At 67.6% G+C, this 14050-nt stretch carries 12 protein-coding genes and 1 pseudogene; 2 read left to right on the top strand and 11 right to left on the bottom strand.

Annotated elements, in window-relative coordinates:
* Positions 1 to 103: 103 nt before the first annotated feature.
* The 4 genes from ACZ6TV_RS54560 to ACZ6TV_RS54545 all read right to left on the bottom strand — a co-directional run bounded on the left by ACZ6TV_RS54560 (position 104) and on the right by ACZ6TV_RS54545 (position 6688).
* Positions 104 to 520: a hypothetical protein gene (locus tag ACZ6TV_RS54560; protein WP_465309551.1), complete on the bottom strand. Its 417-nt coding sequence runs from the start codon at positions 518 to 520 to the stop codon at positions 104 to 106.
* A gap of 360 nt (positions 521 to 880) precedes the next feature.
* Positions 881 to 3226: a putative bifunctional diguanylate cyclase/phosphodiesterase gene (locus ACZ6TV_RS54555; RefSeq protein ID WP_465309549.1), complete on the bottom strand. Its 2346-nt coding sequence runs from the start codon at positions 3224 to 3226 to the stop codon at positions 881 to 883.
* A gap of 213 nt (positions 3227 to 3439) precedes the next feature.
* On the bottom strand, positions 3440 to 5116 hold the full coding sequence (locus ACZ6TV_RS54550; RefSeq protein WP_465309547.1) for a SulP family inorganic anion transporter: 1677 nt from the start codon (positions 5114 to 5116) through the stop codon (positions 3440 to 3442).
* Positions 5117 to 6337: 1221 nt separating this feature from the next.
* Entirely contained in the window at positions 6338 to 6688 is a 351-nt protein-coding gene (locus ACZ6TV_RS54545; protein ID WP_465309545.1) for an ArsR/SmtB family transcription factor, read from the bottom strand.
* A gap of 645 nt (positions 6689 to 7333) precedes the next feature.
* On the opposite strand from ACZ6TV_RS54545, the gene ACZ6TV_RS54540 reads away from it, so the two are divergent.
* Together ACZ6TV_RS54540 and ACZ6TV_RS54535 are read left to right on the top strand one after the other, a co-directional pair.
* Complete coding sequence (locus ACZ6TV_RS54540; protein ID WP_465309543.1) at positions 7334 to 7480, top strand: hypothetical protein; 147 nt, start codon at positions 7334 to 7336, stop codon at positions 7478 to 7480.
* 511 nt (positions 7481 to 7991) lie between these two features.
* Positions 7992 to 8249, top strand: coding sequence for a hypothetical protein (locus ACZ6TV_RS54535; protein WP_465309541.1), 258 nt, complete (start codon positions 7992 to 7994; stop codon positions 8247 to 8249).
* A 948-nt stretch (positions 8250 to 9197) separates the two neighbouring features.
* Here ACZ6TV_RS54535 and ACZ6TV_RS54530 read toward each other — a convergent pair.
* The 7 genes and pseudogenes from ACZ6TV_RS54530 to ACZ6TV_RS54500 form a co-directional block, all read right to left on the bottom strand.
* Entirely contained in the window at positions 9198 to 9425 is a 228-nt protein-coding gene (locus ACZ6TV_RS54530; protein WP_465309539.1) for a hypothetical protein, read from the bottom strand.
* A 515-nt stretch (positions 9426 to 9940) separates the two neighbouring features.
* Entirely contained in the window at positions 9941 to 10291 is a 351-nt protein-coding gene (locus ACZ6TV_RS54525) for an STAS domain-containing protein (RefSeq protein ID WP_465309537.1), read from the bottom strand.
* A 373-nt stretch (positions 10292 to 10664) separates the two neighbouring features.
* On the bottom strand, positions 10665 to 11024 hold the full coding sequence (locus ACZ6TV_RS54520; protein ID WP_465309535.1) for a fluoride efflux transporter FluC: 360 nt from the start codon (positions 11022 to 11024) through the stop codon (positions 10665 to 10667).
* The gene (locus ACZ6TV_RS54515) at positions 11021 to 11521 is read right to left on the bottom strand and encodes a fluoride efflux transporter FluC (protein WP_465309533.1); all 501 of its coding nucleotides are present in this window, start codon (positions 11519 to 11521) and stop codon (positions 11021 to 11023) included. Before ACZ6TV_RS54515 ends, ACZ6TV_RS54520 begins: the two co-directional genes overlap by 4 nt.
* 790 nt (positions 11522 to 12311) lie before the next feature.
* Positions 12312 to 12779 carry a response regulator gene (locus ACZ6TV_RS54510; RefSeq protein ID WP_465309531.1) on the bottom strand — a complete coding sequence of 156 codons (468 nt, stop codon included), beginning with the start codon at positions 12777 to 12779 and terminating at the stop codon, positions 12312 to 12314.
* 117 nt (positions 12780 to 12896) lie between these two features.
* On the bottom strand, positions 12897 to 13196 hold the full coding sequence (locus ACZ6TV_RS54505) for a sigma factor-like helix-turn-helix DNA-binding protein (protein WP_465309529.1): 300 nt from the start codon (positions 13194 to 13196) through the stop codon (positions 12897 to 12899).
* A 440-nt stretch (positions 13197 to 13636) separates the two neighbouring features.
* Positions 13637 to 14050 (bottom strand): annotated as a pseudogene (locus tag ACZ6TV_RS54500) (hypothetical protein); the annotation flags it as partial.

Genomic DNA, 14050 nt, shown 5'->3' with positions numbered 1-14050 from the left:
GACCCAGCAACAACTTCAAGCAACAAACCCAACCTCAACCCGCCGCCGAACCCCACCCCGCAAGACGACAACGATGGTCTGGCCCTCCGGGCCAGGCCATCGTTTAACACCAGTCACCTAGTCCGCGATCATCCATGCAGGCGACGATCCGGCGGGCCTGCCGGATAGCGGTCGGCCGACGCATCGCCGCAGCGCGAAGCTGGTCAACCGCGTCGGCGGTGGCGAGCGCATACGGTCGCGGCAAGTTCGGCCACCACACACCCAGCAGCGGCCAAGCGACATCGACAGCGGCGTCCAGGTCCTCACAGTCTGGCAGCACCGCGGCGGCATCCCGGGCGGTATCCGTGACGCGCTGTACGTGTCGCCCAACCACGTCGTCGCGCCAGCCCGGATCGGCACGCCACGCCTCGAACATGACGAGCACCTCGGCAATCCCGGCTAAGACTCCGGCGGCAAGCTCGGCGTCGGAAACCGCCGCAGCGCGCCGCAGAACCGCCTCGCTCACCAGATAGCCGCCCATCTCTCGACCGTAGTGAGCGTCATCCGGTCAGCGCATCGGCCGACAACGCTGAACGGCGGGACAGATGCAGCATCCGGCCACACATAGGGCCAGGCCCACTACACGGACAGGTCACCGTAGTCAGCGAAGCGGCGACCCTGCACGGTACGCGTCCTGCAGCGCCTCGGCCGTGCGACTGACCCGCGATCGTACATGCCGGTGCGGCACCAACAGGGTGGCTGCGACCGTCGCGGCATCGAGGATCGTCGCCGCATCGGCGACCAGATCAACTGGGACATCAACAACACCGACCTCGTCACGTCCGTGCTTGATCTCGACTCGTGCCTTGTCTTACCGTCGATTCGAGGCCGCCGTCTGGTTCTAGGATGTGGTGAGAAGCCGGGGGATCGGCAGAAGCTGTGCAAGCTGAGCGGGTGCGAGCGGCCGGGCATAGAGATAGCCCTGGCCGAGCTGGTAACCCTGGCGGCGGAGAAGGTCTGCCTGCTCGGCGGTCTCGATGCCTTCCGCGACGGCCTGCAGGTCTAGGGTCTTGGCGATGTGCGCGACCGCCTGCGCGACCGCCGCTTGCCGGTCGACGGTGGTGATTTGCTCGACAAAGCTACGGTCGAGTTTCAGGGTGGTGACCGGGCAGGTCAGCAGGAGACCGAGCGATGATGCCGCCGTGCCGAAGTCGTCTAGGGCGATCCGGACGTTGAGCTGGCGCAATTCATGCAGTGCAGTAATGGCCGGGCCGTCGTTGAGCACAGCAGTCTCGGTGACCTCGATGAGCAGACGTTCGGGAGGCAGATCGGCTGAGGCGATGGCGTCGGCGACGTCTTCGACGAAGCTCGGGTCCCGCAGCTGCCGCCCTGCGACGTTCACGGTGATGGACTGCAGCGCGTCGGGGCCGTGCCCGCGGATCCAGTCGGCGGCCTGGCGGCATGCCTCCCGCAGCACCCAGCGGCCAAGCGGGACGATGAGCCCGGACTGTTCGGCGATCGGGATGAACTCGGCCGGCGGGACAGATCCCCGGGTGGGGTGCTCGAAACGCAACAGTGCTTCTGCGCCGAAGATGGCGCCGGAATTGAGGATCACGATCGGCTGATAGCGCAGGTAAAGCCGGTCGGTGCCGATCGCGTCGCGGAGGTCCGCGGCGAGCTCGGCGTGCGTCTGGATGCGGGCGGCGAGGTCGGGAGTGTAGCCGACGTAGCTGGCCTTGCCGCGGTCCTTGGCGGCGTACATCGCGATGTCAGCGTTGCGGAGCACGGCGCCCAGGTCGTCGCCGGGCCGGGCGTGCGCCACGCCGATGCTGGCGTGTACGAGCAACTGGTGCCCGGCCGCGATGACTGGCTGCTGTAGCAGCGACAGCATCTGCTCGGCGGCCCGGTCGGCCACGCCGCCGGGTGCGTGGCGCAGCAGGACGGCGAACTCGTCGCCACCGAGACGAGCTACGATGTCATCGCCCTGCACCGCCGTGAGCAGACGTGCCGCGACGGTGATGAGCACTTCGTCGCCGGCGGCGTGGCCTAGCGTGTCGTTGACCTCTTTGAAGTCGTCGAGGTCGATGAGGAACACCGCGATGCTGCCGGGCTCGGCGCTGCAGCCCAGTGCCGTCTCGACGACCCCGCTGAACGCGGCGCGGTTGGCCAGGCCGGTGAGGGCGTCGTGAGTGGCCTGATGCTCCAGCTGATGCTCGTGCCGGCGCACCGAGTCCAGTAGTTGGGCGTTATCGCGTAGAGCGACGAACTGCCGGGCTACCACCATGCCGGTGATGACGATCGCGCCGCACGCCACCGGCGCGATGTCGGAACTGTGTCCGGCTTCGGCACGGATACTTTCCACCGCCAGCAGCAGCGACGTCGCGCCCACGCCGACGTACGGCAGGAACGAGTACCGCCGCTGCGGCCGCGCGCGGCCGCCTGAGCTGTCCGGGGAGCGGTGTTGCACGTGCGCGGCCGCGCAGACCACGAGCATGTTGACGATGATGCTGATCGGCTGCAGACCGAGCCAGCGGGGTTGGTTCGTGATCGGGGCGGCCGCCGAGGCGAGGCAGCCGATCAGGATCGTCAATGCCAGTAGGCGCAGGGAGCCGGCCGACACCGGGCCGCTGCCGACCAACGCGACCTTCATCACCGCCACGAGGGCGAGCAGGCACAGGATCGCGATCAGCAGCATGCCCAGGAATTTGCCGACGTCGGTGTGCGAAGCGACCAACGGCCGCAGGGCCAGGTGCCACAGGAACAGCGCCGCCCCAGCGGTGATGGTCGCGCCGTCCAGCGTGAGTCGCAGCCACTCACTGCGGCTGCGATGCCCGGCCGGCAGGCGGAGCAGAGCCCACATCACCAGCAGTAGCCCGAACGACAATAGTGGCACTGCGGCGCCGATGAACAGCAGCGGTTGTTCGGTCAGCCCCGCGAACGTCGCGGCTGTCATGAGCGACGCGCCGAGGGCGACCAACCCCTCCACGACGGCGATCTGCAGCCAGAACCGGCGGGCAGCGGGGTGCAGGCCTGCAGCATTGGCGGTCCGCAGTGTGGTCAGCGCCGCGACGATGCTCGTTGCTGGAACCGTCAGCCACATCAGTACCCGGGGTACCGGCAGGCCCGCGGCGAAGCACGCGGTCCAGAGGCAGCCCAGACCGAAGATGGCCAGGCAGATGCGCAGCAGCAGCCGCGTGTCAGACCGGTCGGATTCGCGGCCCAGCGCCGTATTGCTGGTCCCGCCCATACGACGCGCTCCTCGTCCAACTCGCCGGTGTCCGCAAGCTTAGATCGGTCAGCGAGCCAGAATATGAAGTGAACGCCCGTGCCCATCCGACGGCCGGTCAGCATCAGGTGCCTGTGGGCGGAAGCAACTGCGGCCCGGCTGGCTGAGCATGACGAGTCGCATACCGGCAATCCGGAACGGTCCAGGGTCGCGCGGCCGTGGCTGACGGTCGTCTCATCGGGTGCGGCCCGGGCCGATGAGGAGGGTGCGGGCGTATTTGATCGCGGTCGGGGTGTCCGGGAAGATCAGTTCGTTCCGCCGCAATTGCTCAGCGACGCCGAGGGTGGCCAGCACTTGGTCATGCCCCGGTGCGATGCCTGACAGCAGTACGGTGATCCCACGCCGCTGCAGCCGGGTGATGGCGTCGCCGAGGACGTGGGCGCCGGTCGCGTCGATGGTGGACACCCGCGACATGCGCAGGATCACGACCCTGACGTCGGCGACCTCGGACAGTTCGATCAGGAAGTGGTGGGCGGCGGCGAAGAACAGTGGACCGTCGAGACGGTACGCGACGATGTGTTCGGACAGCAGTTGGTGCTCCTCGGCGCTGTGGTCTCCGGGCTCCAACGGCACCTGTTCCAGCCGGGCGGTACGTGCCACCGCCCGCAGCGCGAGCACGACCGCCACGCCGATGCCCACCGCGACGGCCGTGACGAGGTCGAACACGACCGTCACCGCGAAGGTCAGGGCAAGCACCAGGGCGTCGCCGCGGGTTGATCGGGCCAGGGCGATCAGGGCGCTTGCCTCGACCATCCGCACTGTCGTAGCCAGTAACACGCCGGCTAGGGCCGCGAGCGGAATTCGAGACACCAGTGGTGCAGCGGCCAGGACGATCGCGGCGAGGGCCACGGCGTGGGTGAGCGACGCCAGCTTCGACCGTGCACCTGCGCGGACGTTGACCGCCGTCCGGGCGATCGCAGCGGTCGCCGGGATGCCGCCGAACACGGGAGCCGCCAGATTCGCCAGACCTTGGCCGAACAGTTCCCGGTCAGGGTCGTGGCGTTCGCCGACGCTCATCCCGTCGGCCACCGTCGCCGACAACAAGCTCTCCAACGCTGCCAGGGCCGTGACTGCCAGCGCGGATGGCAGCAGTGTCCAGACGGCAGCGGGATCCAGAAACATCAGCGATGGCGCCGGCAGTTCGGCCGGGAGCTCCCCGATGCGGGCCAGCTGGATCGGAGCCGACTCGGCCAACCCAGTCGCCGCCGCAACGGCCAGCAGCGAAAACGGCAGTCGGGGTCGCCAGCGCGCACCGAGCAGCATCGCTGCGGCAACACCAACAGCAACCGCGACGGAAGCGGGATGCGGGTGGCCGACGAACTGGGCCAGCGCATCACCGGCGACCGCCCACGCCTTTTCACTGTGTGCCTCGGCGATACCCAGCGCTGCTGGGACCTGCTGCAGGGCGATCACGACTGCGATCCCGGCGGTAAAGCCCTCGATCACCGGGGTGGGTAGGTACCGTACGTACCGACCCAGGCGTGCCAACGCCAGTCCGAGCAGCACGGCACCCGCCATCAGACCGACCATTAACACACCGGATGCGCCGAACTGCTGGATCACCGGCACGAGCACCACGGTCATGGCGCCGGTCGGGCCCGACACCTGCAGGTTCGACCCCCCGAACACCGCAGCGACCGCGCCGGCCACCACGGCGGTGACCAAGCCGGCCTGCGCACCGAGCCCAGAGGTCACGCCGAATGCCAACGCCAGTGGCAGCGCCACCACCGCCACTGTCAGCCCTGCAATCAGGTCGGCACGGGGGTTGCGGCGCACCGCGTCCCAGTCCGACCGCTGCGGCAGCAACCCAGTAAGCCGTGCAATGGCGAACCGGAGAACTCTGGTCGTCACCGGCGGGGCCTGTCGGCCGGTAACGGCACCAGCTGCCCGCCACGGTCAGCCAGTATCGGAGGCAGGTTCCGCGGTCCGACCGCCCGCGGATCGGCTTTGCCAAGTGTTCTGAGCGGATACATCAGCAGTGCGTCACCTCTCGACGGCTCGACGCCGAGCCGCATTAAGGGCTGACGCACCAGCATCGCGCCGATCTGCAACAGTTCCAGCGCCCGAAGCCGCATTGGGTGCCCCAGCGTGCGGAACGGTTCGGCCTTTGTCCGGCACGTCGGCGCGGACGCGCCAGCTGCGTCACCGCGCATGCTCCCCCTCATCAACTTGTGCGAAGTTTAGCATTTGCTAAAGTTGTAAACTTGTTGATCGCCCGAAGCGTATCACCGTGGGCAACCGGCGAGGTCCGCCGATCGGTGCGCGTGAGCCCACCGCCTCGGCCACACCCGGCCGACCCGGCGACCTACCCCTGCCAACCATGCTTGCCGTCAACAGAGTGCACAGATGCTCAATTGCGATATTTGTAATATGGAGAGATCATGAGCGCGCCGCAGCGTCAGACGAAGATCGAGCCCCTCCGCACGGTCAAAACGCTCAGCGCTCATCCGAGTGCTAGACCTCGGGTGAGCGACTGCGGCGTGAATCGGCTACCCATCCCGACCGATAGGCGCGAGCCGCAGAACAGTCGGTCAGCTGGAGGCATGCGTATAGATGGCCTCAGCCTGTCGGCACGGAGTACTGCGTGGGAGGCATGCCGCGACGCGGCAAGCGGCGTGCTGACTGTGGTGCACAGCCCCGATGCCGATCCGACAGCACGCAACTTTCGCTTGGTCACCGCGAAGCTGCCATCACGCGGTCGGCGTCCCTCGAGGGCAAACATGGGCCGATACTGCTCAACGCCACATACTGCGCCACCGATCTGCTTCACGCCGACCTCGCCGACCTGACGCAGGCCATCGCTGACCGGCTGCACATCCCGTCGCCGGCCCGCCGCGACGGCGTGCAGCACCTTGGAGCTCGGCGCAAGGTAGCGAAAAGGCGGGCTGGTGTCCCCGGACCAACTCATCGGTGGGTAACAAATGCAGTCGCGGCATGACAACAGGCACCCGCAGCGGGACTGCCTCGTTCGCCAAGCGGTACCCGACGGGAAGTGCTGTTCAGGTCGGTGCGGATACCGACGACGCATTACAGCCTCAGGCATGTAGCCGACTGCTTACTCCATACCGGTCGCTACCCCGTCGAGGGCGGTAAGGCCGATGCGCGAAGATCGGCCAGCAATCCGGCTTGACCTGACAAGACTCCGGATAGGATCTTCCTGGCCACGGCGAGAAGCTCGGCAACGTCCGGGCTGGTAAGTGCGTAGATGACCGTTGAGCCTTCTTTGCGCGACGCGACGAGGTTCGCCCGTCGTAAGACGGCCAGCTGCTGGGACAGGTGGGCAGGCTCGATCCCGACTTCGGGCAGCATCTCCGAAACGGCGTGCTCCCGTTCGCTGAGCAACTCCAGCACCCTAATGCGGGCGGGGTGAGCCAGGGTCTTGAAGAACTCGGCCTTCAGCTGATACAGCGGTGGGCTCGCCACACTCACCCCCTTCGCGTGCGTCAGGGCGTCCTCCTTGGTCCGGACAACCCCGCTCGATCGCGCATCCGGCCAGATCGGTCGGCGGCGGTCCATCACCTGCGAGGCCGCCGTTCGGCCCGCTGCGAAGTTTAGCAAGCCGATGTGGAGCCGCCCGCGTTCGCGCCGGCGCCGCTGATACCGGCTCGGCGATCGACCGGCTTGCCGGCGGGGTAGCTGAGTTGATGAGGTTGAGGTACGGCAGTCGGGCGACGGCTCCGTAGCCGATGGCCTCGCCGGGGGTGGCTTTGGGCTGTGGATGGTCGTCGGGGTGCCAGCCCACGATCGACACGAGGCCGGGTTCGAGGAGGGGCGGCTCCGTCGAAGAAGCGGGCTACTTCGGGACGGGTTCGGGGCGGAACGTGCCGTGTCCGGCGGCTGGGTCAACGAGGGCGGCCAGCCGTTGACGGACGTCGGCAGATCGCGGGTCGAACGTGGCGTGGGAGATGGCGAGGAAACTGCCGGGTGGCATCGCGTCGGCACCGACCTCACCCGCAAGGCTGCCTTCTACGATACCTTCCTCGGTGTTCCTGGCTATCACCGTCAACGCCCCCGCCAGTCATATCATCTGGACCGGGGCGGAAATCCTCCTGTACTCCGCCGAGGCCGATGACCACCGCCCACACACCACGGACGGTTGGCCTGCAGCACGTCGCGCTCCGCGTCGGCGACCGCACCGTCGTCGCCGTGGCCTACGACGCCGCGCGTACCGCAACCGGGACGACCGCCCACCGCCACGCGAGCATCCCGAACTGACCCCTACTTCCGCCCCACCTGCGTACCGACCGCCCTGGCCAGGGCGCTGACCGCCAGCAGCGCTGGGAGTACCGGAACGACCATCGCACCACGCAGCGCTTCCGCTGGGCCAACGTAGTGACTGCCGATCGCAGCGACATTGACTGCCATGCTCGCGGGCCAGTCGACGCTGCGGCGAACCTGGCAGCGTTCGACGCGGCGCTCACCAACCCGCCGTACATGACCGTAGCTGACCGAGCGACGGACGCCGAGCGTGAGGATGTGCGCGACAATAGACATCGACGACCACAGCGACGATGGGTTCGGTGCCCTCACGACACCCATAGAGCGGACGGCAGCGACCCCCATTTAAGTAGGTCCGCAGACCAGTTTCAGGAGGAGGAACATGGACCACAATCGACGCGCGACGGTGCATCCGCGGGATTTGGAACGAGTGACCGTGAACTCCGTCCAGGCATGTCTTACCGCAGCCGCCGTCCGGCACGGCCGGATCCGCGCTGTAGGACCCGGAGTGGTTCGCATCGATGTCGTCGGACTAACCCACGCGCGGCGGCGCGCGGCACAGAACGTCGTACTCACCGTGCTGGACACCAAGTTCGCCGAGCACTGGTGGCGCTCATACCCGATCGGTCGGGTCTACCCGTGGAAACCTTGGTGCACCTGGGTCACAGTGAACGACCCAGGCCTCGATTGGCATCACTCAGACGGACGCGACTACATCACCGCGCTAGAGCGGGGCAGCACAGCAAACAACGCCATCGAACCGTAGGGCACCGACTCCACCCGGGCCCAGCCGGACCGCAGTGCGCTTCTTCGGACCGGGACCATCGCAGCTCAAGAGGAGTTGCCGACACCTGAGCTCCTCACCATCCGGTCGGTCCCAGCCCAGCGACCACAATCCTCTTACCGGCCCGCTCGCCCACCGTCGGCGCTCGACACGTGGTTCTGACCAACCTGATCGTAGGGCACCGCCGTCATTAGGTACCCCACACGTGAGCGTCATAAGCCCACCGGTGGCGATCCGCATGGCCGCGCTCCTTGCGGCGAATGCGTGCGTTTCATGGTGTCCCTGTCGTTCGGCGGGCCTTCCGGGGGACAGGCTCGTCGTCACTCGTACGATCTTGACGTTCGGATGCTTCGGGGCCACTTCGTCTGTGCCGGAAAGCGGTTGTCGAACTGGGTAGGCCAGCGATATGTATCGTGGGTACTGTCCGCCCGACGCACCGCGAACTCGTTCTTCTGCATGCTGGCAACCTGCGCCAACTGCGAGCCTGTCGTTATCCGCGCGGACAACCCAACGGCATGATCGCCGTCAGCATCGACCGCATGCACATGTTCAGCGTCGGCGATGACACGTCCTCCAGGCTCGCCATCCCGGCATCACTGAACGACCCCGACTACGTTCGGTGGACACGGGCGTGTCGTGGCAGTACTCGTCAATGAGGGTGGCGACCCAGCACCGCCGCGGGAATTGGATCGCCGACGTCGACGAGCGCCGCAGCGGGTATCCCGTTGCGGAGCAGGGGCATGCCGGCGTTGTGGTGATCGAGCAGGGCAGAGAACGGCGCGCCGTGCGCCGGAATGCGGCCGACGTCGGAACCCGACGTAGATCGTCGGTTCGCTGGTCGGCCAGGTCGGCTCGGCAACGCGGCCGAGTTGGTCGACGCACCAGGCGTGCTGGACGCCGGCCGAGAGTGCCATGGCGCCGGCGACGCTTTCAACATAGGTGCAATTTGTTGCCGCCGACAGTGCAGTGTCGGTGGCGGTGGCATGCCCCGAGTGAACGGCGCGGGACGCTACGGATGCTGCTGAGTGCTGGCGCGACGAAGATCCGACCGTGATGCAGGATCAGCGCCTCGAACAATTGAAACCGCCAGTCGCGTGCCTCGACCAGCCCCTGCTCGATGGCAAGCTGCGCCACTATCTGTAGCGGATGCAGCAGCATCGCAACCCGCTCAATAGGCAAACCCTCCGAGACGTGACTAGCCGCCATAGAGGCTGACCGTGCCCGGTCACCACCGGACGCCGCTGCCCAGCCCACGGACGGCGACACCGGGTTCTGCCTCCAGGACGGCATACGCCGGCCCGGCCGCCTACTTGTCCTGGTCATGTCGGTAACCGGCGGAGTGGCACCAAGTCGTATACCCCAATCCTCCTCCATTCGGAGTACCTGTTTGGCGGCGCCGACGCCCTCGTCGTGTCGCGTTCGGCGTGGATGGTTCGGTTGGATGCACGAGGTCCGGTTTAGTGCGCCATCTGCAAATCCAGCGTCACTGCATGCAGTGACTGGTCCCGGGCGATAGACGTTGATCGGGCCGGCGTGACGGCAGGGTGCATCCCGCCGGGACCACCGCCTACCGCAGCACGGCAGCTGCCACGCCGGCCTGCCCAACCATGCACAGCGACCAGCACGCCGACAGCATTGCCGCGCGAGTACGGCCCCCATGACGCGGTGAACGGTCATGGGGTTCGGCTGGTGGGTTCCGTTCCGAGGTCAAGGACAGCAACGACGGTGAAGACGCGATCTAGGCACGTCAACCGGAACAGGTCGAGGATTTGCCGCCGCTGGCAGGCGACGATGAGGCGGCGGCCGGTCTGCTGCAGGCGGTTCTGCGCGGAGATCAGGACCCCGAGCACGGTGGAGTCGATGAACGTCGCGCCGAGCAGGTCAACGGCGACGATGACGGCTCCGGCGTCATCGTCGCCGTGCAGCATCGTGCGCAGTACGGGGGCGTTGGAGAGGTCGACGTCACCGGTGGCGTGGACGATAGCGCGGTGCCCGCCACCTGAGACGGTGGTGGTGATGCTCATGCGTATCCCTTATACCAGCGGAGCCGGTATGTGCTTGTCGTACGGAAGTATGTACCGGACCTGAGCCGGTGGAGTGCCGGGTTCCCGCACCCGCTGAGGCGTCCTGAGCTCAGTAGGGACGTCCCGATGGTCGCCGCCTACAAGGGTCACCGCGCAACGCGGCAGCGCACCGCCAGCACGTAGCCCGGACCTTCACAGACACACAGTCCGGCGGAACCGCGTGGCGCCCGAACTCCCCAACGCCTGGCGCCCGACGGGCGCCACGCAACCGAGGTCCGTATCTGGCCGGGGTAGGCGGTCGCTGTGGCCGTCGTATCCGGATGGGGTGGTCGCCGATCTCGGTCCGGATGGTATTCGGTGGCAGCGGTTCGGGTCATGCGACGGTGGCAGCGAGGAGCATACCGGTGTAGGCGGCGCCGAGACCGGCCACGACCGAGGCGATGACGTTGCCGACGGCGAAGATCCACGCGCCGGTCTGGGCCAATCGCAGCGTCTCGTAGCTGAAGGTGGAGTACGTCGTCAGCGTGCCGCAGAATCCTATGCCGGCGAACGCAGCCAATTCGGGGGTGGCTGGCAGCGTGGTGAGGAACCCGAGCAGCAGCGAACCGGTGACGTTCACCGCGAGCGTTCCCCAGGGAAACACCGAGTCGTGGCGGGACTGCACAGCCCGGTCGGTGAGGTAGCGCAATGGGCCGCCGATCGCAGCACCGAGCAGGATTAGCACCATGCTCACCGTTCGCCGCCGCCACTCCGCCGTCCCGATCTTGTTCGCCGGACTGCCCAGCCGGTGATCGCTGCACCGGCGACGACGGCCAGCATCGCCGCGACCAGCGTGCTCCCCAGATACAGCAGACCGAGCCCGGGCCGGCCCGCCGCGGCGGCGCTGTGAATGTCCACGACATAGGTGGAGAACGTCGTGTAGCCGCCGAGGACCCCGACACCGAGGAACGGGCGCAGCAGCCGCTGCTGGGTGGCGACCTCCGCGACGATGACCATGAGCACGCCGATAAGCAGGCACCCCGACACGTTGATGACGAAGGTAGCCCACGGGAACCCGTCCGGCCGGTGCGGCCATGCCACGCCCAGGCCGTAGCGGGCGGCGCATCCGAGCATCCCGCCGCCGCAGATCGCTGCGAGCACCGGCCACGCATGCGGACGCAGCTCAACCTGCTCGGCTGGAATGCGGAGATCGACATCGGGGTCGACCGGGTTCGTTGTTGACTCCTGCATCCCCGTGGTCCCTCCTGCAGGCATGCGTCAGCTGTCTGCAGGGACCGTTGGCGACGTTGCTGTTCACCCGGCTCCAGGTCGGCGGGCCCCACCGCCGGCCGCGCCCAAGGCCAGAGCGCGACAGGTCATGGTAACGCGAGACCGCTGCTAGCGATGCCGCACCGCTCGCAGCGACCCGGATGAGACTCGCTGAGCCGCATCTCGGGTCGGATCACTAACGCTGAGAGCGGATCGACGTTCCTTGGCATCTGCCAGACTCGCATCTTCGCGCTCACTGCACTGGACCAGGTCTGCACATGATCAGGACCCCGGCCAAAGACGACCGTGGGCACGTTAGGCAGCGGCCTCGCTACACACCACCGGTGATCAGAATGGGGCTTGCGATCGGCGGCTACGCGTTGTCGCAGGCTGTCGTCGGTGCCGCTGCCCCAATGGACAGCGCGCCCGGACCGACGGGCGATCCTGCCGGCAAGCTTTGCCCGTGTTCGGAGCCCGCCACCCGGCCGCCACAGCGGCCGGCACGTCGCGGTGCTCGCCGCCCACTCGATCGCCGTCCTCGGCCACGGCCCGTTCTGCACAGTTGCCGTCCCACCGCGATCCGCATCGCTCCGCCCTGCCTGCAAGGGCGGGCGATCAGGCCATGGTCGGCAGTGCTTCCGCGCTGGTCGCCACGACGCCGCTGGCCACCTCTCTCCGCCAGGCCAAAGGTTGGCGCACCACGCTGGACGTGGTAGCCGCCGCAGCGCTGACGCCCTCAACACCGGCCATGACCCTGACGTTGCGATCATTGCTATCCGGGCGAGGTGCCGGGGAGTCGGACGGTGTCGAGCCAAAACTGGTTGATCTGCCGGACGACACCGATGAAGTCCTCGTATCCGGCCGGTTTGGTGATGTACGCATTGCCGTAGCTGTCGTAGCAGGCGATGACGTCCTCGATCGCGGCTGAGGTGGTGAGCACGACAACGGGGATCCTGGCCATGGTGGTATCGGCTTTGATCTGACGGAGAACCTCGCGGCCGTCGACGCGGGGCAGGTTCAGGTCGAGCAGTATGAAGTCTGGCTTGGGTGCGTCGGTGTAGGTGCCGCGTTGATAGAGGAAGTCGAGGGCCTGTTCGCCGTCGCGTGCGACGTGCAGGTGACTGTCGACGGCGTCGTCCCCGAACGCTTCCCGGGCCATGAGCTCATCGCCGGGGTCATCCTCGACGAGCAGGATCTGCGCGGTCGGGGTACGGCTGGTGGTCACGGGCGGTCCCTTCATGGAGCATGCCGCGGTGTACGCGCCAAACGCGTCGGATGGGTGGAGATACCCTGCCGTAGGACCCGGGTCGGGCGACAGGTCGAGTCGGCGCAACAGTACGTCCCGCCTTGATGGCCATCAGCGGCGCGGCCTACTACTCGGTGAGGAATCTGGCGCAACGTGGTGAGGATCGCGCGGAGCAGCCGGGAGGCGCGCATCCTGGGAGGTGCCGAGTTCGTCGGCGACCCACGACTGGCTGCAGTTGCCGAGGAACCGCATCGTCAGGATCCGCCGCTCGCGCTCGGGAAGAACGGCCAGCAGCGGTTTGCGCGCTTCGCGGGCCTCGACACGCTCAAGGCTCGGATCAGTGCAGTCGACAAGCGTGTCAACGGCGGTGTTGTCGCCGTCTTCGCCGCCGGCAGGCGCGTCGAGGGACATGCTCTGGTAGGCGTGGGCGGCGTCGAGACTTCGATGACGTCTTCTCGCTGCAGCCGAGCGGCCGGTCGAGCGGCTGCTCGGAGGTGAACGTCAGCTGCCGGTCGACCTGCCGCAGACCCGTAGCCGCCGCTGTTCGGCGTCGATGCTGCGGCACGGCCAGGGTGGTGTCGACCTAGTAGACGTCCTTGTTCGGGGTGCTGAACTCTGGCTCACCCCAGGCTGGCAACGGGTCGGCAGGGTCTGCGGCGGGGGAAGGGCGCACCGCTTCACGGGACCGGGCAGCCGCACCGCACCGTGCGCAGTCCGGCGGCGACGAACGCGGCAGTACCGCGTAGCGACCGGCAACACCCGACGCGACCCACGCCGGCCGCTCACCCGGTGGAAACCGGCCGCCTTGCCCGCATTCCGGGCACCGGTGGGGGCAGGTCGGCAGTGACCGACTACGGCAACCGCTGCGCTCCTCGTTTGGGGTTGCGGCGTTCGCGGGGTGCGGTGCCGGTCCGGCGCCGCGTGGTGCGCTGCCGGGGGCGCACCTGCGGCGTCTCGCCCTCGTCGTCGCCCTCCGCGGTCTCGTCCTCGTCCTGTTCCTCGTCCTGTTCCTCGTCCTGTTCATCGTGCTCGGCCTCGTGCTCGTCGGCCTCGTCCCGTGCATCGGCGTCTTCCGGCTGCTCTTCCTGCGGCTCCTGTTGCTCCTCGCGTTCGCGTTCCTGCTGCAGGGCGGTGTCGTGGTCCAGGACCACCTCGCCGTCGCGGATGACGCCGCGCCAGCCCTCGACCTCGTCGGGGTTCAGGATCGTCTGCGTCATCGTGTGCCGCACGTAGTGCTTGAACTCCAGCCGGGCCCGGCGGCCCTG

The sequence above is a fragment of the Dactylosporangium sp. NPDC051087 genome, assembly GCF_055586325.1.
The sequence above is the reverse complement of the archived record's forward strand: the minus strand, read 5'-3'. Positions and strand labels throughout refer to the sequence as shown.

What these genes read in the sequence shown, in the direction of transcription:
- ACZ6TV_RS54510 (WP_465309531.1), bottom strand. Translation starts at nt 12,779, where the DNA reads ATGAAGGGACCGCCCGTGACCACCAGCCGTACCCCGACCGCGCAGATC.
- ACZ6TV_RS54560 (WP_465309551.1), bottom strand. Translation starts at nt 520, where the DNA reads ATGGGCGGCTATCTGGTGAGCGAGGCGGTTCTGCGGCGCGCTGCGGCG.
- ACZ6TV_RS54525 (WP_465309537.1), bottom strand. Translation starts at nt 10,291, where the DNA reads ATGAGCATCACCACCACCGTCTCAGGTGGCGGGCACCGCGCTATCGTC.
- ACZ6TV_RS54540 (WP_465309543.1), top strand. Translation starts at nt 7,334, where the DNA reads ATGACCACCGCCCACACACCACGGACGGTTGGCCTGCAGCACGTCGCG.
- ACZ6TV_RS54515 (WP_465309533.1), bottom strand. Translation starts at nt 11,521, where the DNA reads ATGCAGGAGTCAACAACGAACCCGGTCGACCCCGATGTCGATCTCCGC.
- ACZ6TV_RS54530 (WP_465309539.1), bottom strand. Translation starts at nt 9,425, where the DNA reads ATGCTGCTGCATCCGCTACAGATAGTGGCGCAGCTTGCCATCGAGCAG.
- ACZ6TV_RS54555 (WP_465309549.1), bottom strand. Translation starts at nt 3,226, where the DNA reads ATGGGCGGGACCAGCAATACGGCGCTGGGCCGCGAATCCGACCGGTCT.
- ACZ6TV_RS54505 (WP_465309529.1), bottom strand. Translation starts at nt 13,196, where the DNA reads ATGTCCCTCGACGCGCCTGCCGGCGGCGAAGACGGCGACAACACCGCC.